The organism is Capnocytophaga sp. oral taxon 878, assembly GCF_002999135.1.
Classification (GTDB): domain Bacteria; phylum Bacteroidota; class Bacteroidia; order Flavobacteriales; family Flavobacteriaceae; genus Capnocytophaga.
In genome coordinates this window covers 1,341,425-1,364,945 of record NZ_CP027229.1, presented here as the reverse complement: position 1 = coordinate 1,364,945, position 23,521 = coordinate 1,341,425, and the positions used below count along the sequence as shown (strand labels likewise).

Annotated in this window: 19 protein-coding genes; 5 read left to right on the top strand and 14 right to left on the bottom strand. The window is 37.7% G+C overall.

All coding sequences use genetic code 11. The features are described 5' to 3' along the window. Positions 1–47 precede the first annotated feature (47 nt). The 5 genes from C4H12_RS06380 to C4H12_RS06360 are packed head-to-tail and all read left to right on the top strand — an operon-like array spanning position 48 to position 4,416. The gene (locus C4H12_RS06380) at positions 48–1,718 is read left to right on the top strand and encodes a putative transporter (protein WP_106098170.1); all 1,671 of its coding nucleotides are present in this window, start codon (positions 48–50) and stop codon (positions 1,716–1,718) included. A 47-nt stretch (positions 1,719–1,765) separates the two neighbouring features. After that, the gene (locus C4H12_RS06375) at positions 1,766–2,071 is read left to right on the top strand and encodes a YbaB/EbfC family nucleoid-associated protein (RefSeq protein WP_106098169.1); all 306 of its coding nucleotides are present in this window, start codon (positions 1,766–1,768) and stop codon (positions 2,069–2,071) included. A 22-nt stretch (positions 2,072–2,093) separates the two neighbouring features. Beyond that, complete coding sequence (locus C4H12_RS06370; protein WP_106098168.1) at positions 2,094–2,864, top strand: ParA family protein; 771 nt, start codon at positions 2,094–2,096, stop codon at positions 2,862–2,864. Beyond that, on the top strand, positions 2,865–3,803 hold the full coding sequence (locus C4H12_RS06365; protein ID WP_106098167.1) for a ParB/RepB/Spo0J family partition protein: 939 nt from the start codon (positions 2,865–2,867) through the stop codon (positions 3,801–3,803). Beyond that, the gene (locus C4H12_RS06360) at positions 3,796–4,416 is read left to right on the top strand and encodes a DUF5683 domain-containing protein (protein ID WP_106098166.1); all 621 of its coding nucleotides are present in this window, start codon (positions 3,796–3,798) and stop codon (positions 4,414–4,416) included. The genes C4H12_RS06365 and C4H12_RS06360 overlap by 8 nt, the downstream gene beginning before the upstream one ends. A 234-nt stretch (positions 4,417–4,650) precedes the next feature. On the opposite strand, the gene C4H12_RS06355 is transcribed toward C4H12_RS06360, so the two are convergent. The 14 genes from C4H12_RS06355 to C4H12_RS06290 all read right to left on the bottom strand — a co-directional run bounded on the left by C4H12_RS06355 (position 4,651) and on the right by C4H12_RS06290 (position 23,516). Then, the gene (locus C4H12_RS06355; RefSeq protein ID WP_106098165.1) at positions 4,651–5,586 is read right to left on the bottom strand and encodes a hypothetical protein; all 936 of its coding nucleotides are present in this window, start codon (positions 5,584–5,586) and stop codon (positions 4,651–4,653) included. Positions 5,587–5,601: 15 nt separating this feature from the next. After that, positions 5,602–6,681 carry a DUF4625 domain-containing protein gene (locus tag C4H12_RS06350; RefSeq protein WP_106098164.1) on the bottom strand — a complete coding sequence of 360 codons (1,080 nt, stop codon included), beginning with the start codon at positions 6,679–6,681 and terminating at the stop codon, positions 5,602–5,604. A gap of 13 nt (positions 6,682–6,694) precedes the next feature. After that, a complete protein-coding gene (locus tag C4H12_RS06345; RefSeq protein ID WP_106098163.1) occupies positions 6,695–9,001 on the bottom strand; it encodes a TonB-dependent receptor plug domain-containing protein in 2,307 nt (768 codons plus the stop codon). Between the two features lie 88 nt (positions 9,002–9,089). Continuing rightward, complete coding sequence (locus tag C4H12_RS06340; protein ID WP_106098162.1) at positions 9,090–9,380, bottom strand: hypothetical protein; 291 nt, start codon at positions 9,378–9,380, stop codon at positions 9,090–9,092. Between the two features lie 63 nt (positions 9,381–9,443). Next, on the bottom strand, positions 9,444–10,397 hold the full coding sequence (locus tag C4H12_RS06335) for a hypothetical protein (protein ID WP_106098161.1): 954 nt from the start codon (positions 10,395–10,397) through the stop codon (positions 9,444–9,446). 43 nt (positions 10,398–10,440) lie between these two features. Beyond that, positions 10,441–11,145, bottom strand: coding sequence for a lipoyl(octanoyl) transferase LipB (lipB, locus tag C4H12_RS06330; protein ID WP_106098160.1), 705 nt, complete (start codon positions 11,143–11,145; stop codon positions 10,441–10,443). Continuing rightward, positions 11,123–11,998: a neutral zinc metallopeptidase gene (locus C4H12_RS06325; protein WP_106098159.1), complete on the bottom strand. Its 876-nt coding sequence runs from the start codon at positions 11,996–11,998 to the stop codon at positions 11,123–11,125. Before C4H12_RS06325 ends, lipB begins: the two co-directional genes overlap by 23 nt. A gap of 353 nt (positions 11,999–12,351) precedes the next feature. Continuing rightward, positions 12,352–15,705, bottom strand: a complete 3,354-nt coding sequence (locus tag C4H12_RS06320; RefSeq protein WP_106098158.1) for a reprolysin-like metallopeptidase — start codon at positions 15,703–15,705, stop codon at positions 12,352–12,354. Positions 15,706–15,730: 25 nt separating this feature from the next. Then, positions 15,731–18,796, bottom strand: coding sequence for a reprolysin-like metallopeptidase (locus tag C4H12_RS06315; RefSeq protein ID WP_106098157.1), 3,066 nt, complete (start codon positions 18,794–18,796; stop codon positions 15,731–15,733). Positions 18,797–19,460: 664 nt separating this feature from the next. After that, positions 19,461–21,206, bottom strand: coding sequence for a DNA mismatch repair protein (locus C4H12_RS06310; RefSeq protein ID WP_106098156.1), 1,746 nt, complete (start codon positions 21,204–21,206; stop codon positions 19,461–19,463). Between the two features lie 7 nt (positions 21,207–21,213). Then, complete coding sequence (locus C4H12_RS06305; protein WP_106098155.1) at positions 21,214–21,612, bottom strand: hypothetical protein; 399 nt, start codon at positions 21,610–21,612, stop codon at positions 21,214–21,216. After that, positions 21,593–22,870, bottom strand: coding sequence for a rod shape-determining protein RodA (rodA, locus tag C4H12_RS06300; protein WP_106098154.1), 1,278 nt, complete (start codon positions 22,868–22,870; stop codon positions 21,593–21,595). The genes C4H12_RS06305 and rodA overlap by 20 nt, the downstream gene beginning before the upstream one ends. Positions 22,871–22,918: 48 nt before the next feature. Further along, a complete protein-coding gene (locus C4H12_RS06295; protein ID WP_106098153.1) occupies positions 22,919–23,161 on the bottom strand; it encodes a DUF6327 family protein in 243 nt (80 codons plus the stop codon). Beyond that, positions 23,148–23,516, bottom strand: coding sequence for a hypothetical protein (locus tag C4H12_RS06290; RefSeq protein ID WP_106098152.1), 369 nt, complete (start codon positions 23,514–23,516; stop codon positions 23,148–23,150). Before C4H12_RS06290 ends, C4H12_RS06295 begins: the two co-directional genes overlap by 14 nt. Positions 23,517–23,521 lie beyond the last annotated feature (5 nt).

Here is a 23,521-nt window from a genome sequence, read left to right as displayed (position 1 = left end):
TATTAAAATAATAATCATCATTAATCATTAAACGTTAAACATTTGAAATGGACTGGCTTATTAACTTAATGACCAATCATGAAAGTGTAGCCTATACGGTTATTGTGTATAGTATTGTAATAGCAGTAGGGGTTGCCTTAGGGAAAGTAAAGATTTTTGGCATCTCGTTTGGGATAGCGTGGGTGCTGTTTGCAGGGATTGCAATGGCTGAAATGGGGTTCACGGTGAATCATCATATTCAGCATTTTATTAAGGAGTTTGGGCTTATACTATTTGTATATACGATAGGGTTACAGGTAGGGCCAAGCTTTTTTGCAGCCTTTAAGAAAGAAGGTATTAAGCTTAATTTATTGGCAATACTTTCGGTAAGTACTTGTGTAGCAACAGTTATTGCTATTCACTACATTACCAATACCGATATGGGTACGCTAGTAGGTATAATGTCGGGGGCAGTAACTAATACGCCAGGACTTGGAGCTGCTAATGCGGCTTTGGCAGAGAAGTTTGGTGAAGGAGCGCCTTCACTTACTACTATGTATGCGGTAGCTTATCCTTTTGGGGTATTGGGTATTATTATTGTAATGCTTGGCTTGAAAAGCATCTTTAAGGTAAACTTGGATGCGGAGAAGCGGCTTAATGCACTACGCCGCTCTAAAGACCAAGTTATTATTAACCGATTTGCAGTAAAAGTTACCAACCCAGCGCTTTATGGCAAGCCGCTAAGTGTGATTAAAGAAACTTTACACTTTGATTTTTCTATTTCACGTGTTAGCAGAAAAGGTGAGGTACTACTTGCCAGTGAAGATACACTAATTGAAGAAGATGATGTGATATTGGTAGTAGCAAACCAAAAAGAGAATGAGAAGTTCTTGACTTTAATGGGACAGAATGTATCGATTTTGGATTATTTCCCTGAAGAAAAGACAACGCGTTACACATCACACCGCATTAACGTTACGCAAAGATCAATCTTTACTAAAACGCTTGCAGAGCTGGATGTACGCAAACGTTTTGGAGTAAATATCACTCGTGTATTCCGTGCAGGTATTGAGTTTGTGCCTTCGGCTAATACTAAATTACAATTTGGTGATACTATTACCGTAATAGGAGAAGAAGCTCATATACAACAAGTAAGTAAAGAGTTTGGTAACTCTAAACGCCGTATGCAAACCCCACATATAGCAGAGCTTTTTATGGGTATTACTCTTGGGGTGCTATTGGGTAGTATACCTTTTGCTATACCAGGTATACCAGGGGCTGTGCGCTTGGGATTGGCTGGTGGTCCGCTGATTGTAGCTATACTCATAAGCCGTTACGGAGGTAAGTTTTCGGTAACGCACTATGTATCACAAAGTGCTAACCTAATGGTGCGCGAGATAGGTATTGTGCTTTTCCTTGCCAGTGTAGGCTTGGATGAAAGAGCTAATTTTATTGATACTCTTTTGTACGGACAAGGTTTGTACTGGATGGGCTTAGGAGCGCTTATTACCCTAATACCATTATTGGTAACCTCACTTGTAGCACGTATAAAAGCTAAGTTAGACTATTTGGAAATCTGTGGATTACTTTCAGGAGCATCGACAGACCCACCAGCATTGGCTTTTGCTAATGATATGTCCAACTCGGAAATACCTGCCCTTACGTATGCTAGTGTATATCCGCTTACTACGTTTATGAGGATAATGGTAGCGCAATTATTGATAGTACTTTTTATGTGATGTTTTAAAAAAAAATATGTACTTTTGCGCCCTAAAAATATAATACTATGTTTGGAAATATGATGGATATGATGGGTAGGCTTCAGGAAATTAAACAAAAAACCGATGAAGCTAAAGCCCAGCTAAATAGCGTACTCTTGGAAGAAACATCTGCTGATGGGAATGTGAAAGTAACTATTAATGCTAATAGAGAAATAAAATCTATTAGTATAGATGATACACTTTTGGAAGATAAAGAAGCCTTAGAAGACTTTTTGATACTTACCTTGAATAAAGCTATAGCTAGAGCTACAGAAAAGAATGAAGCAGCTTTGGCAGAGGTAGCTAAACAAGGACTTCCTTTTAATTTTTAAAACACAAAAAAACACAAAACAAATGGGTAAAATAATTGCTATTGCAAACCAAAAAGGAGGGGTAGGTAAAACTACAACCTCAGTGAATTTAGCAGCTTCGTTAGGGGTGCTGGAGAAGAAAGTATTACTTATTGATGCTGACCCACAGGCAAATGCTACTTCGGGCTTAGGTATTAATGTTGACTCAATAGAACATGGTACTTATGAGCTTTTGGAGCACACTATGGAGGCTAAAAATATGATTATTCATACCAGTTCGCCTAACCTTGACCTTATAGCAGCACATATTAACTTAGTAGCTATTGAGATTGAATTGGTGGATAAGGAACAGCGTGAATTTATGCTTAAAAAGGCCTTAGCCCCTATTAAAGACCAATACGACTATATTTTGATAGACTGCGCGCCTTCATTAGGACTTATTACCCTAAATGCTCTTACTGCTGCAAACTCGGTAATAGTGCCTATACAGTGTGAATACTTTGCTTTGGAAGGTTTGGGTAAATTACTTAATACTATTAAGAGTGTGCAGAAAGCTTTTAATCCTAATTTGGATATTGAAGGCTTGCTACTTACTATGTATGATGCCCGCTTGCGCCTATCAAACCAAGTAGTAGAGGAGGTACAAAAGCATTTTAGCAATATGGTGTTTAAGACTATCATTCAGCGTAATGTGCGCTTGAGTGAGGCACCGAGCTTTGGTGAAACAATCATTAACTATGATGCTACTAGCAAAGGAGCTACAAACCATATTAGTTTGGCGCAAGAAATTATTGATAAAAACAGAACAACATAAATGGCGAAACCTTTAAAAAAACAATCATTAGGAAGAGGCTTAGATGTTATTTTTGGTAATAGTCCTGAATTGGCAATCAATTCTATAGAAGATAAGAATGCTGATAAGATAGTGGGGAATATTATTGAGTTGGAACTTGACCTGATAGAAGTGAACCCTTTTCAGCCCCGTACTTCATTCAATGAAGAAGAGCTGCAAGGCTTGGCATCTTCTATTGAAGAATTAGGGGTAGTACAGCCTATTACTGTACGCAAGCTGGAAGGAAAGAATAAATATCAACTCATTTCGGGCGAACGTCGTTTTCGTGCATCTAGATTGGCAGGATTGAAAACTATACCTGCTTATATACGTATAGCTGATGATAACGAGTCGCTTACAATGGCATTGGTAGAGAATATTCAGCGACAAGACTTAGATCCTATAGAAATAGCTCTTTCATACCAACAGCTTATTGAACAAGTAAACCTTACTCAAGACCAAATGAGTAAACGTGTAGGCAAAAAACGCTCTACAATTACTAATTACTTGCGATTACTGAAGTTAGCCCCTATAGTGCAAACAGGTATACGTGATGGCTTCATTACAATGGGACATGGTAGAGCTATTATTGCTATTGAAGATGCTGACCAGCAAGCTGAAATATACCAACGTATTGTAGCTGAAAATCTATCAGTACGCGATACGGAAGAGTTGGTACGCCGCATGCAAAACCCTGAGCAACTTACTGATAATATAGTGAGTATACAAATACCTAAGAGTGTAGTAAAGACAGATTTGCCTACCTATATACGTGAAAATGTAGGAGCTATCAGTAAATTTTTTGGTGCTAAGGTAGGAGTGAAAATGAGTAAAGATGGTAAAGGAAGCCTTACAATTCCTTTTACTTCAGAAGAAGATTTTAAACGAATTCAACAACTCTTACGTACATATAATGAATAAACATATTGTTTTTATAATAGCGCTTTTTGGCTGTATGGGGATTTTGCAGGCACAAACCAATAAAGGAGAAAAACTTGAAGTGCCTAGTGACTCGGTGCAAATAGCTGCTATGCGCAATAATGTGAAAAGCATTACATGGAATACTGATCCGCTATCGCCTGCTAAAGCTGCTTTTTATTCGGCAGTATTGCCAGGTTTAGGACAAATATATAATAAGAGTTATTGGAAGGTACCTTTTGTATATGCAGCTATAGGCACTCCTATCTATTTTTATATTCGTAATTCAAATTACTATGATCGTTATCTAAATGCCTATAAACACAGGCAGCAGGGATATACAGATGATGAATTTTACGGTAACCAATCTAATGGACAACCTAGAGTTAGTACTGATGGTTTGAGACGTGGTATACAGTTTTATAGGCGTTATAAAGAGCTATCAATACTAGTAGGTGTAGGTTTATATGCTCTAACAGTGATTGAAGCTAATGTAGATGCCCACTTAAAGCAGTTTAATGTAGATGAGAGACTTACTTTAGAGCCTTTTATTTATACAGATCCGCTTACCAGTTCCCAGTTTGGCCTAACACTTACTTATAAGACAAAGTGGTAAAAATATTTAACTAAAAAGAAGTGGCAGCCAAGCATTTGCTTGCAACCACTTCTTTGTTTAGTTTTTTATAAAATCACAAATCTGTAAAAGTATCATTAGTAAAGCATAGAAAATATTAATCTATACTTAAATAGAAAAATCTGTTTGAGACTTTCCAAAAGGATCTGAGTTTACCCTCCCCAATTTACTAAATTACTAAATTTGTTCATTTGAAACTAGAATTCTAAAGTAAAACTACATCCAAAAACTTTCGTTTTCTTGATTTCGTTTCTCCTCTTTTATTAAACGCTTAGCTTCTTCTTCTGTTATGTTATATTGTCTAGCTATATCGCTGTAATATCGCATTGTTTCAGCTTCACTACCATCAGGAAGTGTTGTAAATATGTATATAGGTACTTTTTGAGAAAAGTCAGTAGAGCTTCTTGCTTCTAATTCATCACCAACTTTATTAAAAGGATAAAATCCTTTAGATTTTATATCATTTATATATTTTGTACCTTTAGTAACATGAAATAGAGTGATCTGTAAATTGAATTTTACATAGGCTTTTTTAGGAGAAAAATAACCTTTAAGGCCTAATGGGTTATCTGTAAGAGCAGACCTTCTTGGAGAATTAGTAGGGTCTATAAATTGATTTATCATAATGTCTTCAGGGTCAGTGTCTCTATATTCATAGCTCCAAAGATCATCGGTTTGGGTTACTGTTTCATTGTTCTTTGTATTTATATAGCTATTTACTTCAAAGAAATGTTGGTGGATAGGTAGCATTTCGGAAGTTGTAAATTCACTATTCATTCTCTCTCCTTTATGATTATAATAAATAATCTCTAAAGCATAAACAGTTTTACCACTATTTTCTATCATTAATACAGGGTCACTTTCTGTAAGGATTTTGCCAGATTCATTTTTTCGTACCCAGTTTTTACTTACATTATCTAATTCAAAAAAGAATTTTTGTACAGGATTGATAGCACTTATAGGGTCGGCATGAAACATTTTGTCATGCAAGTGTCCTTTTCTAATAATGAACTCTACTTTGGCAGGGTCTTCATGTCCTTTACCTTTTCTTTCATCAGTAGGGGCAATAGGTTCTTTACTACAAGCAGTAAAAATAATTGTTAATGCTATAAAAACAAATATAGCTTTGAAAGTGTATGTAATTTTTTTCATTTTAGTAATCTATTATTAGTTATTCTTCAAATATTTATGAAAATCTTCAGGACGATTAAATTCTAAGGAAATATTATAGGTTTGTGTTTCGTGTTCGTAGTTAAGAGTGATTTTAGGAGTATTTTTAGCCTTACTGCTATTTTCTGCTAAAGCATTAGGATTATTATTCCAATATATTGTTGCACTTCCTAACTCTTCTTTGGTTAAAGAATGATAAAATTGCTCTTTTGTAAATTGAGCATAATCATAGTTTTTATCATCATTAAATCTTCTATATCTATAAGCTTTGTTAGCAAAAGAGCTAATGTACTTATCTAAAAAAGTAATGTTTTCCACTACATTCTTACTTTGTAAGCTTTCATTAGCATTATCTACAGGCACTACTATAATACTTCCTACCCCTTTGTATCTTTGATAAGGGCGAAGATCTAAATCAAAAATATCCTCGAAAGAAACAGTTACTTTATATTTTTTAAAGGCTTCCATTTCTTTTTCTGCATAATATATTAATTGTGGCTCAAAATCATCTGTCCACTCATAACTGATATTGTGAGAGGTCAGTAATGCTACAAAATCGTCTTTTTTCATTCCGATACTTTTATTTAACACACCTAATTGTAGAATGCTAAAGGATAAAGCTTCATTTTCACTGAAATTATACTTCTTTTCCAATTTAAGTATTTCTTTTATCTCAACTCTTTTTCCTTTTTGGTCAGTAATACTCAGTGAAAAATTATAATTTCCTTCTTTGGCATCTGTTGGAATATCAAAATGTTTATGAATATTACCTCCTTTCAAGCCTTTAAGATTAGGAAAAGTTTCTTTTACATTAAAACTAGAAGACTCATTTCCTTGATAAGTGATTTCTAATTTTACTTCTTCAATATTTCCTTCTACAGTAAGAGTTGCTTCTAAATGCAGTTCCTCTCCTATTTCTCCTATTTTAGAATTTTTCTCTCCTAATTCTATGTTTTCTATCTTAGGATCAGCTATAGTGGCATCAATGTCATTCTTACCTTCTTTAGAACAAGAAAATAGAAAAATAGTAAAAAATATTCCTGTAATAATAGTGAATAAATATGATATTTTCTTCATTTTTTTGATAGTTTTAAAAATTGTAATTTACTCTTACGAATATATTCCTACCCAAATCGTGGGCATAATACCTAAACCTATTGGTATATTCTTTATATTCGGTATTGAAAAGGTTTTCAGCAGAAAGCTTTATGGTAAGAGTTTGCTGTTTATGTATGGGTAAAGTAACTCCTATACTTCCCTCAAAAAGATGATATGCATTAGGAGTAGTAGGTACTAACTCTTGTGAAGGCTCAAAACGAGTTTGCTTAGCTACAAAAGTATGTCCTATACTTAGCAGGATGTTATTGAAAAACCTTTTAGGAGCTACCTTATATTCCAACTGCTGACTTACACGAGGTGCAGGAATGAACGGGAAGTAACGCTTCGTATGTAGTTCATTTGCCAGCACTACCGAACCTTTTAGCTGATAGTTAAAATTATTGTGTAGCTGCAAACTCGCATTTAAGTCAGCCCCTCGGAAAAATGCATCAGCTTGGGTATACTGAAAAATAGGGTATACTCCCGAAAATAAGGTGCGTGTTTCTCCTGTTGGGTAATCATAAATGTAGTTCTTAATAAGCTGTGCATAAAGATCAAGATTTACCCGACATTTGGGTTTACTATCTCTGTCATAGTTAAGCGATACAACCCATTTAGCACCTGTTTCAGCTTTGAGTTTTTCATCTCCCAAATCGTAAGTACCAGCACCGTGATGTAGTCCACTACTATACAACTCATTTACGTGAGGAGCGCGCCAAGCAATTCCTATATTCGTTTTTATACGCAAATCATTGTTATATTTGCTCATCAGAGGCAAGGCAGTTCCTAAACTATAAGTGAGGTTGTGAAAGTAGTGCTCACCACCATATCTTGCAGAGTACATATCATAACCATCAGCATTTAGGTATTTGTAATCATAACGTAAACCAGCTTCCAAAAGTAAAATATTCTTTTCGTACTTTTGAATAGCAAATGCCCCATAGCTTAAGGAAGCGTAATTCGGAATTACAGGTACTACTCCAGTGCCTGGTTGGTTGTAGTTATCTTGCTTGTTTAAACTACCTCCTATAGTACTTTTCCAGTGGTTGTAACTATGTTCCCAGTACATATCAAGAGTATGGGTTGTGAGCTCCATATTCAGTGCAGGGATACGTGTTCTATCCATACGCCTTACACTATACTCTTGTCTAATGTCTTTTTGAAAGGCATATTGAGCAGTCAGTTTTCCACCAAAAGGCAATAAGTAAAAAGCCTTACCTTTCAGTAGGTGGTGTATTACCTTTTGTTTAGGAGCATTGATATTGTATGAAAACGGATAAGTAGTCAGTGGTTTACCTATCTCAAACCGAGCTAGCAAATCATCCAAATTACCTATGTGCGAACCATAGAACACACTGCTTTCATTTTCGTATCTACTATAGAATACTTCTGCTGTACCTTTATCTTTTTGCACTCCAGTAGCTACCGAAAAGTTAGCTTCACGGGCAGCAGTATTGTTCAGAAGATAATTAGCTGTACTAATATCGCCCGAGCGTTTCACAGTTCCTTGTACGCGCCATGCCCATTCGTGTAGCTTAGGTACCGAACTTTCTAACTTCAAGCTAGTAGCTAGCTTACGTCCATTAGTAGTGAATGAGGGTGTTAGCTCTCCGTGTAGCCCATCACCATAAGGCAACTTATTAGGCGAAATAATGATAATTCCTCCTAAGGCATCAGCTCCATAGCGCACAGCTTCAGCTCCTTTTACTACTGTTATTTGGTCTGCTACAGTAGGGTCAATTTCAGGAGCGTGGTCTGCTCCCCATTGTTGCCCTTCTTGCCGAACTTCGTTGTTTAGTATTAAAATCCTATTGCTGTGTAATCCGTGAATTACGGGCTTAGCTATTGTAGCTCCTGTTTGTATCATCGATACGCCTGCTGCATTGCTAAGCACTTTTGCCAGCTCATTGCCCGAGTTTTCTTGTATCTTATTCTTACCTATTACTGCTACAGTTTTTACAGGGTTATATGCGTGTATATACTTGCTAATAATAACTGTTTCTTCCAGTTCTGTAGCCTTTTCCTTCATAACCACTACATAAGGTTTGGAAGCGGGTATGCTAATAGTAGCTTCATAGTCCTGAAAACCCAAGTAGCTTACTTTTATAGGGTACTTTCCCTTATTCACTTTGGGTATACTTATTTTACCTTCAACGTCAGTAAGGTAGTGTTTACCTATAAAATGCACTACAGCTCCTGCCAAAGGCAAATGGCTACCCTCTTCTACTCTTAATTGTAACGTTTCTTGTCCATAACCAAACGCGCAACCAAGCAGCAGAAGATATAATATCTTTTGCATAAATTTTTTAATTAGAAAATTAGCATATTAGCTAATTAGCAAACTATAAGTCCTTTACCATTTTATTTGTTAATTAAGAAATTAACAATTATGCAAAATTATTTGGCGGACCTCTTAAGAAGATTGTAAAGGCTCTTTGTGTAACGCCTTTTTCTATAAAGAAGAATATAAAATCAGTACATTGCTCCCATAACTGATATACAAAATCAGAAGGGGTAAAATACTGGTGTATTTGTACAAAAATACAATCGTGATGACTATCTACAGTACTGAAGTGCGCACTGTGATGACACTCATCACCTGTATTTATAGCACATAGCTCCTTACCCGTATAGTGACTATGGAAGAATTCACCTATCGGGAAAGCTACTTTCAACATACATAATAGTAGGGAGAAAGCAAAAATACGCTTATGTGCTTTGTAGTATTTCATTTATTATTATTACATCCTATCATTGCTGAAAACAGTCCGACCTATATCGCCATCTTTTGTGTTTACAAACCATAACTGACCATTATTTTCCAAAGTAGCTCCTGCAGAAATTATGCCATACCATTTCACTATTTGTTTCTCATAATTAGGCTTTAAGCTTCTATCGGTAGCTCCTAAGCTATAGGCGTGGTATCCATTGTAATTTGTAAATAAAAGGTTACCTCTAGCAAACTCTTCTTTGTACAGATTAATAACTTCATCAATACTCATAGGGGCTGAAAGGCTAAGCTCTCCAAAATTAGGTGTTTTCAAAGGAAATTTCTTTACAAAAACAGTATAATCGTAAGCACTGTTACCTATAATACGCTCCCAATACACATACACATCTGTTTGTGGGGCAAGCTCTGGTTTAAATAGGTATAACACAGGTGTACCTTTGTAGATGGGTAGTGAGTAGTCCTTTAGTATTTTACTAATGTCTACCTCATTTTTATTACCTATCTCTGGGTTACTATTCACCTCACTTCTGCTAAAATACTTCACAGGTAGATGGCTAACAACAGCGTATTGTAATGCACTACCCGATAAGTTTTTTATTACTAAGTGGTCAGCTCCTTTTTCATTGTAATTTTTCTGTAACTTTCTGTGTAAGTGCTGCATATTTTTACCATAGCTGGTATATAAGCTATCGTATTTCACCATTACCTGTTCGCCTCCAATTACAAAAGGTGTGCTTAGGGTTTGTATTTTTACAATATTTCCTCCCGATAAGTTGCTGTATACCGAATAGCTTACCTCTACTTGTGCCGTACTTCCATCAAGCGTATTTACCAATACGTAATTATGCTCAAAAAGCTTGCTTTTAGTCTCTATGATTGTCTCATCATCATCCTTTTCACAACTCCACTGCAAACTAAGAAATACAGCTGTCAAAACGGCAAAGTGTAATAGTATTTTTTTCATATCAATATGCGTTTATAGGGTCTATAAATCCTTGTTATCTGCGCTATCTGTTTAAAATCTCTACCTCAAACATTTCTTTAAAGTGTTCCAAAATCCGCATCTTTACTTCTTCTATATCCACTTTTTCTTTGGATAACTCTACATTTAGTGAGGTTACTGCCTTACCCCGTATACCACAAGGGATAATATTGTCAAAATACCCCAAATCAGTATTTACATTTAGGGCAAAACCATGCATTGTAACCCACCGTGAGCAGCGCACTCCCATAGCACATATTTTGCGCGCAAAAGGCGTGCCAACATCTAGCCACACTCCTGTTTCTCCTTCACTCCGTTCTGCTTTAAGCCCGTAATCAGCAAGGGTGCGAATAATCACTTCTTCCAAAAAACGCAGGTACTTATGTATGTCAGTGAAAAAGTTATCTAAGTCTAAAATAGGATAACCTACAATCTGCCCTGGCCCGTGATAGGTAATATCTCCACCACGGTTTATTTTGTAAAAGGTAGCTCCTTTCTTTTTTAATCCATCCTCGTCAATAAGTAGGTTCTCTATATGTCCACTCTTGCCCAAGGTATACACGTGTGGGTGTTCTACAAAAAGGAAGTAGTTATCAGTAGGTAAAGCCGTATTATTAGCTCTATTAGCTGTCTTTTGGGCTACTATCTCCTCAAAAAGATTCTCTTGGTAATCCCACGTCTCCTTATAATCTTTATTCCCTAAATCTTTAACGATTACTTGTTTGTTCATAAATGGTCTGAATGTTTCCTTGGCGTATATCACCTGTAGTGTATCCTTTATTGAACCAGTATTTTCTTTGTTCCGAAGTACCATGAGTAAATGAATCTGGTACCACATGCCCTTGCATACGTTTCTGTATAGCATCATCACCCACTGCATTGGCAGCGCTTAAAGCCTCGTCTATATCATCCGCATCCAAGTATTTTTTATTGTGATGAGCCCAAACTCCCGCGTAAAAATCAGCTTGCAATTCTTGTGCTACCGACCATTTATTAGCCGCTGCTTTGCTCAAGCCTTGTTGCCTTTTGCGCACCTCTGCCGATGTCCCCAATAAGGTCTGTACATGGTGTCCCACCTCATGAGCCATCACGTATGCAATAGCAAAGTCACCTCCTTTAGCCCCAAAACGTGTCTTAAGCTCCTCAAAAAAAGCCATATCCATATAAAGTTTATAATCAGCAGGACAGTAAAAAGGCCCTACTGCCGATGAGGCCGTTCCACAGCCAGTACTTACATTATCGGTGAAAAGAACTAAGGTCGGTTGCTTATAAGTACCCAATCCATTCTGATTAAAAACCATTTCCCAAACATCCTCAGTATCAGCCAATACAGTAGCAGTGAACTCACCTATTTTCTTTTGCTCAGCAGTCAGCTCTACTTTTTCTACTTGCTGCCCACTGGTACCACCACCAGCTACCTGATTTACCATCGAAGCTACCTGTTGTCCGGTCTCTCCTCCAAACAGTTGTAACAGTACCACAATGATACCCACAATACCACCGCCAGCAATCAGTCCGCCTTTACCGCTGATACCTCTACGGTCTTCCACATTATTACTTTGTCTTCTACCTTCCCATTTCATATTTTATATGTTTTAGAATTTGGGCGCAAAGATAAGAATAATTTATAAATTAGCAAGAAGTCAATACACCAATTCTCTCCACATTTATGCTCCACCCCCCAACCACCTTCCTATCCCCTCTCAACCACCCCTTAGCCTGAACGAACGAATAACGAAGGATAAACGAACTATAAACGAAGGATAGTCATCCAGCTGCCACAGCTCAAAATATGTGATGTAGGATTAGTAAAGAATCAGCCTTTTAATCATTAAATTATATCTCTCTAATAATTATGAAACAAAAAAAACACTATTTCCTCAACATCTAAAAATGTCTCAGAAACAGTGTTTTAATCTTCTACTGTAATAATTTCTTATTTAACGTATAAAAATCCTTTTTTCTCTTCCAAAGTATTATTTTTGTAATACCTCAATATATAGAAATAAGTTCCAGCCAAAGCTCTGTTGCCTATTACGTTTTTCACATTAGCATAGCCTCTAAATACTTCATTTTTACCATAGTCAGCATTCTCATATACCTTTAAACCAGTTTCATCAAAAACAGCTATGTAGATAGGTCTATCTTTGTCCGTATTTTCTATTTTGAAATAGTTACAAGAATTAGCTGTCGAAACTCCATTGTAAATAATTACTTCCGAAACATCAGAAGTAGAAGGTATATTCACCGTTGGCGTCGTTACCGTTGGCGTCGTTACCGTTGGTGTACTCACTGTTGGCGTCGTTACCGTTGGCGTCGTTACTGTTGGCGTCGTTACTGTTGGTGTCGTTACCGTTGGCGTCGTTACCGTTGGCGTCGTTACCGTTGGCGTCGTTACTGTTGGCGTCGTTACTGTTGGTGTACTCACTGTTGGCGTAGTTACCGTCGGAGTACTTACCGTTGGCGTAGTTACCGTCGGAGTACTTACTGTTGGCGTCGTTACTGTTGGAGTACTTACAGTCGGAGTACTTACAGTCGGAGTAGTTACAGTTGGAGTACTTACAGTCGGAGTAGCTACTGTCGGTGTACTTACAGTCGGTGTACTTACAGTCGGAGTAGTTACCGTAGGCGTAGTTACCGTAGGCGTAGTTACCGTAGGCGTAGTTACCGTAGGCGTAGTTACCGTAGGCGTACTTACTGTAGGCGTAGTTATAGCAGGATTAATAGTAATTACCTGTACATAACGATTTTCGTTATGAGCATTATCCTCTACAAACCATACATAGGTTACCTCTTTCTTTTTACCATTTTTGTCATATTTACTTTCTTCACTTGAAGTTACATTTAATACCCCATCGCAGTTATCAGTAGCTGTAAGGTTTTCTTTGAAAGGCACTTGATCCTCACTCTTCACTATCATACTCTTAGGGTAAGCCGAAAGCTCTGGCCTTTTGGTATCCCTAAGGAAGATTTGCTGAGTATGCCGAATAGGCAATACCCCATCAGCGTATGCTATCCAAGAACGCGTGAGTTTATAAGCTTTTTTATCACCTTCAGTCATTTCTTCTTCATAATCTATACGAATATTATCAGCTCCTGCAGCCTTTACTGTTGCTTTTTCAGGTATCTCACCTCGGCATTCTATATGCATATCTTTAGGAAGGTCTCCTACAAAATGCAAACTATTAATAGGAGTTTCTTTTTCGTAATAGATAAATTGCTGAGCGGTAGCGGTATTCTTGCAATTATCAGTCGCTACCCATTTGCGCAATAAGTAGGTAGTATGATTTTCTTCAGAAAAAGCTACTTTTGCAACCTTATTACTAGAACAATAATTAGAAATAGCAGTAACATTCGGAACAGCGGGTACAGCATTTTTCTTCACTGTTATTGTAGGCTCTGGCAAATTATTAAAGGTAATATCAGGACTGTGCATATCCAGATAGGCAGGAGTATCACTACTCACAGCATAGGCTATATGATTAAGCACTTCTATTTTGAAAAGTCCTTCCACAAAAAGAGTACCCCCATTCCAACCTTTGGCTTGCGTCGGGAAAATAACAGTAGCTTTTCCATTGTTAGGGATTCCATCAGCCAACACATATTTATAGCTCTTTCCATAATCGTCTGAAAAGAGAATGCGCACCTTACTATCTTCACCAAAGATATTTTTATCAACTCCCCAATTGATAGTTACTTCTTTACCTCGTTTAAAATATCTACTACTCTTGCTTATGTTCGTTATTTTAAAAGGTGTTCCAGCTACTATATTCACTTTGGTTTCATACACATCATAGAGAGGCACATGGGGTTTACCATCTTTATAGGCTCCTACTTTGCCATCACATACGCCCAACCAAAAAGTAAACTCACCTGTTTCATTTTTTTTAGTAAATTTGAAAGGAACAGCTTCCCATTCATTGCTTCTATTCTTTCTATATGGTTGATAAAACTCTATACGGTTACTCTCTGTAGGTCTGTTAGAAGGGAAACGGGCTTTGCCAAATATCTTAAAGTCAGCTTGGTGTGCCATATAAAGTAGCGGGTCTCCATCAGGGTCGCTGGCTTCTATGTCAAACCGAAAATAAGTATTAGGAGGCAAAGTATAGTTCTTTTTCAACTTGGCACGATGTATCACTGGGGCACGATTATCCGATACTTCTCCATAAGGTATATTCGCTTGTGGCAATCCTACCAACTGGGTACGTGCTTTATCGCTATAGTAAGCATCGTGTAGGTTAGTACGATTGCGAATGGTATAGATAGAAGGCAACGAAAAGTAAGTCCCATAAGGGTCATTAATGTAACTCATTATCGAGTTTCCCCTATCAGGCTCTGTAAATGACGAAGCCGTTTGTCCTCCAATAGTAAAGGTATGCGCCGAACCTAATAGGTGTCCGAACTCGTGAAGAATGATATAAAATTCGTGGTTAGCTATACAACCACCTTTTAGTTTCCCTGTGATTTCACCCAGATGTGCCAATCCACGATTATCTTTGTATACCGAAAATACTATACCCGCATCGTAATTTTCTTCACCTATCAAGCTGTTAAAATCGCCTGTAGCTCTCTCAACTACCGTTCTTACTACGGGAAAGTCATACACTTCCTTTTCTTTAGTAGTGATGATAAGGCGAGGGTCGTTTACCAATTCAAATTGGCAACCTATCTCCCTACCACATACCTCATTCAGTCCAGCTTGTACTTCCGTCATAAAGGCTTTTACTTTGTTCATATCACTGCGGCAATGTCCTTTGTAAAAACTGTAATCTATAAGCATTGCCAAGCGGTACGTTCTCATTACATTAGTGTTGTACAGCACTCGTTTGTCTTCTGAAGGCAAAGCTATTTCAGCAAGGGCTATACCGCGTGCAGTAGGACTTGTTTTAGGGGCTGTAGGGGTAGCCATATCAGTATTACAATGCCCATCAGCACAAGTACCACAACTAAACTGACTCTTTTCGGTACTAATCTTTAGTATGCCTTTTTCGGTACTCAGAAAATAAGCCTTCCCTTCGTGCCATACTTCCCCCGATAGGGTAGAAGGGGCTACAGAAATACTCCCTGAAAAAGCTCCATTGTGATAAGCTACAAAAGTACGAAAGCCTTCTTTTGCAAAGGAGTTGTTGCGTTCATACCACATAAAGGGTATGCTTTCTCCCTTTACGTGTAAATGCCATTCTATCGAAGTATTTTGCCGAAACAAGCGTATTACTTCTGCAGCACTTTGTTGCGCGTTTACAGTGGTTCCTATAAATAAGAACCATACCAATAGTCGTAATATTTTCATTTTTTTGATTGTTAGTTGTCAATTATTATTTGACGTATAAGTATCCTTTTTTGTATGCTAATTGTCCGTTTTTGTAATAAGTAATAATATAGAAATAAGTACCTGCCAATTTTCTCTTTCCTCTTATTATAGTATCTACATTAGCCTCTCCTCTAAATACTTCTGTCTTACCATAATCATTATTCTCATATACTTTTAGCCCCATTTCATCAAAAATAAGTACTGAAATAGGTTTATCAGCATCAGTGTTTTCTATTTTCAAATAGTTACTTGGGTTACTTGTCGAAACCCCATTATAAACAGTTATTATTTCTGTCAGATTTGTAACCGTTGGCGTACTTACTGTTGGCGTACTTACAGTCGGTGTACTCACCGTTGGCGTACTCACTGTCGGTGTACTCACCGTTGGCGTACTCACTGTTGGTGTACTCACTGTTGGTGTGCTCACTGTCGGAGTGCTCACTGTAGGCGTACTTACTGTAGGCGTACTCACTGTCGGTGTACTGACTGTTGGTGTACTCACTGTTGGTGTGCTCACTGTCGGAGTGCTCACTGTTGGTGTACTTACTGTTGGTGTACTTACTGTTGGCGTACTTACTGTTGGCGTACTCACTGTTGGTGTACTCACTGTTGGCGTACTCACTGTTGGCGTACTCACTGTTGGTGTCGCTATTTGTGGTTTAATATGTATAGAAATAGTTTGAGTATGCACTGTACTATTACCACAGCTGTCAGTCGCTTTCCATAAGTATACAACCTTATTATTAGCTTTACTTACCGAAGGTGTTACTTGCCAATTTCCTACACAATTATCCTTAGCAGTAAGCGTCTTAGCTTCAGGTAAAGAAGCTCCTTCTTCTATAGTCATATCACTGGGCAGAATTCCTACAAAAGCAGGTGCTTTATCATCTTTTACAGTAATAAATTGCTCATAGCTTACACTATTATTACACTCATCTTTAAAAGTATAAGTCCGTTTGAGCGTATAACTATGTTCGCATTTTTCATTTGTTTTCTCTTCTGTTATATCCGAAGTAATGCTACTACAGCCGCCTTCTGTCTCTATCTTAGCAGCAATGGGCATTTCATTAGCACAGGCTATTGTAGTGTACTTAGGTGGTACACTGCCTGCTACCAATGTAAGTGGAGTAGGAGTGTTTTTATTCTTCTCAATCATAAAACCGCCTACATGGTAAGGTTTAGTACATGAAAGGGCAAAAGCCAAACCATCTATCACTTCTATTTTGATAATACCTCGCCCTCTTTGCTTGCCAAAATGCCCATTTGTAGTGCCAATATTGATGTTAGGCAGTATCACATCACATACTCCATTGTTATCAGCTATCTCTTTCAATATGTATTTATAAGTCTTTCCCGAGTCGTCCGAAAGTAAAATCCTCACTTTACTATCTTTATCAAAGATTTTTTCATCTACCTGCCAATGTAAGGTGAGTAGTTGCCCTCCTTTGTAAGTGCGGTTTCGCTCCCAAGTACCATTGTCAAAATCTTGTATTTGAAAAGGTTTTCCTTCAGCTATTTTCACTTTTACTTCCTCCACATCATATTTCACCACGTGGTTGCGGTCAGCTCTGTTATGGTCAGCAGCAGCCAACCAAAATGTAAAAGTACCAGGGGTGTAATTTAAGGGTGAAGTAGCAGCTATAGGTACAAAAGTATTGCGTTCTTGCTCAAACCACGTAGCTTCAAAGCGTATATTACCATTAGTCTTCCCTTTATAAGTCATAAAGCGCGCGTTTGAATTAGTAGAGTGAAAACGCCTATCTGCTTGATGAGCTATATAGGTAATGGTATCATTCTCAGCATCCCTTCCTGTTAGGTAAAACTGAAAGTAAGTATCTTTCGGAATTACATATTCTTTCTTTAAGTGCGACCTGTCAAGCACTGGAGGCTGGTTATTACTCTTCACCCCATACACAAGGTTAGAGCCTGTACCTTCCACACGTTTGCCAGCTACTTGAGTACGTCCCTCATCAGCATAATACGCCATCGAGTTACCCAAGAATCTGCGTATAGTTTCCAAACTTATCAATGAGAAGAAATCACGAGGGTACTCGTGTCCATAACTCATAATCGACTGCCCTGAGCCTATTTCTGTTTTACTCGAATACTGCCCTCCGTTAGAAAAAGTATGGTCTGCCCCAAACATATGTCCGATCTCGTGAGCTATAGTCGAAGGTTTTATAGGCCGTGCAGTAGCATTCGCTTTGTTATGTTGTTCATAAGCCGAATAAACAGCTGCCATACCATTATATTTCTCCTTATAATCAGTCAGAATAACTGCCAAATCATACTTTTTAGGATCATAACGTTTGTTTAAAGTGATAGTACCATTGTTCACTACCTCATTAGCTGCTTCCCTTCTGCGGAATAGGTGATCTTTTTCAGTAGTAAAAATAAGTGCTTCATCATCTACCAAAGTAAAATCTACCCCTACATCATTGCGGTATAATTCATTCACAAAGGCAATAGTAGCATACCAAAATGCCCTAACCTTATTTACATCTTTATTAAAATATTTCGAATTGTAAATGCTGTAATCTACCGGAAGCGCCAATCGGTAGTGCCTAAATACCCCATCGGTGTGAATAAGAGCATCGGGGTATAGTGAATTGTATATTTCAGGTTTCTCAATTGGCGGGTCATTCTTATCTTCATTACCCTCATAGTACTGATTGCGTCCTGTAACACTATGTGATGTCCCACCCTTATTCCCACAGTTCACGCCTTCTTTCGTTTCAGTTACCTCTATCCAACCTTTGTCATTGCTGCTCAATATGTATGATTTCCCATTGTAAAGAAGCTCACCACTAAGCGTTTTCTGGTTGAAACTAATAACTCCCACTAATTGTTCCTGATAATAACCTACAAAACTACGAAAACCTGTCGTGTTTGAACCCACTTTGCGTTCTTGCCATTCAATAGTTAGTGCTTGGGCATTTGGAAGAGAAATTGTCCAGCTGATAGGTTGTGGTTGTAAAAAATGATTGAAGAGATGTTGTAATCTTTGTTGTGCATTGGTAGTTTGCCAACCTATAAACAATGCGCAACAATACCATAATATTGTTTTCATTACTAATATTAGTTTGACGCGGCAAAGGTACGTTATTTTTTTAAAAAACAAGCAAAAAAATGTAAATAAAAAATTAAAGTATCCTAAAATCCCAATCTACTTCCCTTAATAATAGGACACTACATAACAAAGTCCAAGCCCAATATATAACCTAACTTACAGCTCTTGCCTAAAATTGAAAAATTCGCACTCTTTTTTCATTTTCATTGCCAATATTTCAAAAATTGCTATCCCCAATTTTATTTTTAGGAAAAAATATAATACCCTGATAATCAAACTTATTTTCTACCAACATAGCCCAAGGCATCTTATAGGATAAGCTTAGGATAAACGAACCTATAACGAAGGATAAACGAACTATAAACGAAGGATAAGCCTTACTATCCTGACTATCAGTTGTTTCATCTCTCTACTTCCTTTTTGCCAAATTCGCAACAAAATCCACCAAACACTACATTTTTCTCATCTTTTAATATATAGCTCCGTCCCTATGGCCCATCCTCTTGATAAATCACCCAAGGATACACCCCCAACCCTCACCCCCAGTTCTCCCTATCGATAAGCAAAAAATAAGCATAAAAAAACTGCTTTTAAGGCATCTTTTAAAGCCTCAAAAGCAGTATATTTTCTATTTTCGTCTGAAAAAAATAGTATATCCTTGTTGCTAACTATTAATTATTTTCAGTTTTTTCATCAAAAAAGTAGCATTTTTATTCTTACAAACACCCTCTCTCAGTTTATAGTCAAAAGTAAGCTCATCATTCTTTATCTCCGATTCAAAACATTTGTTTTTCAGCGCCTTAGGGTACTTTTCTGCCAGCTTGCACACCTCAATATCGTGAGTTGCCAATACACCCAAAGCCCGTAACGATAGCAGTCGCTCAATAATTTTAATAGTACCATGTTGTTTATCATCCGAGTTCGTACCCCTTAGCACCTCATCAAGTAGCACCAAGCAGCGTTCTTGCTCCAAAGTGTGTATTATTTGTTGCATTCTATTTATTTCAGCAAAAAAATACGACTTCCCATCACTCAATGAGTCCGATAATCGCATCGAAACCAGCAATCTCAAAGGGTGTACATCTGCTTTCTTAGCACAAACAGGCAATCCCATTAGTGTAAGCAGCATATTTACCCCTATAGTACGCAAAAAAGTACTCTTCCCCGACATATTTGAGCCTGTAAGCAGCACAAAACTCTCCTCATCAAGCCTAATACTATTCCTCACACACTGCCCCGAAGGTATAAGCGGATGCCCTACCTCCTCCAGCACAATTCTATACTCATTATTCAGTGTCGGGAATACAAAATCAGGATTATTATACCCAAAGTTAGCAAAACTACACAGCACCTCTGTCTCAGCCACCAGCATCAGCCATTCCTCAATCTGTGCCCCATATTGCGCTTTCCATTGCAGTAGTTTTCGGTATTGGTGTACGTGGTAAAAAGTAAAAAGGTTCAGCGGTACCGATACCAATATGTTACTCACATTATCCATATCGTCCAATAACCCCGATAATCGTGCTATTTTACTACTTGCTTGGGTGTTTTTATCACCAAAATGCATTTCCACTTGGGTAATACACTCCTTAAAAGCGTGTAACATATTATAAGTACGCTCAAAACCGAGTTTCTCTTTACTAATTTTTCCTATAAAGAAGAAGAAAGTAAGCAAATTAGCCGAAATAAGTAGGTTAGAAATACTTTTTACCACCTCATTACTCCATCCATAACCTATGATAAGGCTTGTAAGCAGTAATATCGGCGATGCAACTATCCACCATACTACTTCCTTGCCAATATGTTTTACAGGTGCTTTAGCCCACTGCTGTAGTTTAGTGTAGAAGTCTTCAGTATCATCTATCTGTTGGGCGTATGCCATAAAAGTCTGCCGCCAAGCTATTTCAGGGGTCAAAGCTTTTATTTGCCCTTGGGTATGTTTAATCTCCTCAGCAGTATAGTTTGTGCAAAGTAGTTTCTCTGCCAGAAGCTTTCTCCCCAAAAAAGTATGAGTACGATTCAAGTAATGATACACCGAGCGCTCTCCCAGTACATCCAAATCATAAGCATAAGGGTGATTTTCCTGCTGAAAAGAAGAACCATTATCCGCAGGATATATTTGTCGCTCTAAAAAAGCAATCTCCTGTTCATTAATGCGCATTTTAGTCTGCGCAATAGTACGTTGTAGGGCTATTTTCTTGTGCTTTACTATCAGAAGAAGAAAAATAATAAAAAAAGCTACCGAAATAGCTCCCATAAGCCAAGACCCTTCCTTAAAAGCCTTGTATAACGGACTAATAGTCCCCATAATAGTAAGAAACCGTACAAAAGCCAGTTGGTTATATTGTTTATTCAGCTGCTCATAACGTATGGTGGCAGCTTGCAGTCTCTCTTGGTAAAGTTCCGTCATAGTAGTATTATTCCTTTTCAGACTTTATTTCATCAATAATATCTTGTAATTCATAAAGGTCCTCCAGCTTTTTTAGAAGCTTAAAATACTCCTTTTCCTCCATAAACTCAATACATTTATGAATCATAAAAAGAGAGTCCTTTTCACTGTTTATCTTATGTTTGAAGTTTGTAAAAATCTCGTCAAAAAGTATATTAGCTTGAGGTAGTACTCTTTTGTTTATTCCCTTAGCTTTATCAAACAAAGGTTTTATATAGCCTACCTCTTTAGCATCGTACTTTCCAATGCGTTTTTCAGCGTATTCTATATAGTTAAAGGATGTTTTCTTATCCTTTTGTCCCATAGCCATTGTTACCGAAAACAAAGCTATTATAAAAAAGAAGAGTTTAATATTTACTTGCTGCATCTAATTTTAAAAATATAAATAGTAATATAGTGAAAGCCCATAATCCCGAGCCCCCATAACTGAAGAAAGGTAACGGAATCCCAATGGTAGGTATCAAGCTGATAACCATACCTATATTAATAGCAAAATGCACAAAAAGTATCGAGACCACGCAATAACCATACACCCTTGCAAACTTAGTTTTCTGTCGCTCAGCCAGTGCTATAAGTCGCAGTAAGAGTAAGGCAAAAAGTACTACTACTACCGCAGTTCCTGCAAAGCCCCATTCTTCTCCTATGGTAGTGAAAATATAGTCAGTGTGTTGTTCAGGGATGAAACTTCCTTTAGTACGTGTGCCCTGTAAGAACCCCTTACCCAAGGTACCCCCCGATGTAATTGCCGATTCTGCCATATTAGTATTATATGCAAAATCACGTTTCATAGCTGCAATCTTCTGTGGGTCAGTCTCAAGGCGCAACCATAAGTTCAAGCGGTTTCTGTGGTGTTGTTTCAGTACATTCTCATACACAGGGTGCGTAGCCAAAGCCGTTACCAAGCACAACACCGATAAGATAAAAATATTCTGAAACGGAATCCGGTTTGTACTCCGCTTATGCCAAAAACTATATAAGGTTATCAGCACCCCACAGCCTATAATAGTCAAGGTAGTGCCAAATTTTAAAGCCGAAATAAATACCACTGCTGCCAAAAATAAATAGAAGAGTAGGGCAGAGGGCATTCCTTCACGGAAAAGTACAAAAGCCAAAGAGAAGAATACTAATAAGCTCCCCACATCAGGCTGTAGTAGGATAAGCACCGCAGGTACAATAACAATAGCTATAGCACGCACTAAGTGAGGTGTGCGTCGCACATCTGTGTGTATGTCACTCACATAACGCGAAAAAGCCAAGGCAGTTGCCACCTTGGCAAACTCACTTGGCTGCACCGTAATACTCCCAATAGCATACCACGCCTTAGCACCATTAGTCTCCTTGCCAAAAACAAACAAACCCGCCAATAGTACTATGGCAAAAATGTAAAAGGCTACCGAAAAGTTCATATAGAACTTACTGTCTAATGCCAAAATAAAAGCTATCAGCACAAAGCTAAGCCCTATAAAAAGCATTTGTTTCCCATAAAACTGATTCAAATCAAATACCGACGTCACATTTAAGTCAGTATATGTAGTAGCAAAAATAGCCACCCAACCGCACATTACCAATAATAGGTAAAGCAGTACACTAATCCAATCTATGCTCTTTAAAAAACTATGCTTCAACTAATAAGTTACAATTAAATTAACAATTAACAGTTTGAATATCAATAACTATCGTCTCAAGCGCCTGAGTAGAAAACCTAAACCAAACTCCAAAAGCACATTCACCCATCTATTCCCTTTAAATAAAACCGACAGCCATGTGCCTCCCAAAAGATTCTTAGGAGTTAAACTCTCTACCGATGCCGATACCTGTTGCGTAAGTGATAACCTATCTATCTCCTTCTCTAATCGCAATATCCTTAAATCAGTATCAATCTCCTCAAATGAGCGGTATATTTTATTCTTCATCATCAGGCTCCTCTTTAAAATAAATTTCAGAAAGCTTTTCCAATAGTGGTCTCTCTATCAGTCGCTTGCGAAATAAAAGCACCAATACAGCTACCAATATATAGAAAGCTCCTACAATAGCAAACCCCAACCCATTGCTTCCCAAGGCCTCGCCTATAGCATAAGCCCCAGCTAGCGATAGGAAAAAAAGTATCAACAAACCCGCAAAAGCCACTACAAAAAGAGTAATAAGCCCGTACGACGACTTCGCTATAAACCTAAATAGAAAAAGCTTGTAGTAAGCCACTTGCGAGTTCAAAGCCGAGTTCGCTTTTGTAGGAACTTCCTCAAAAGTTTCTTTAACCGAAAGTACAGACATAAGCC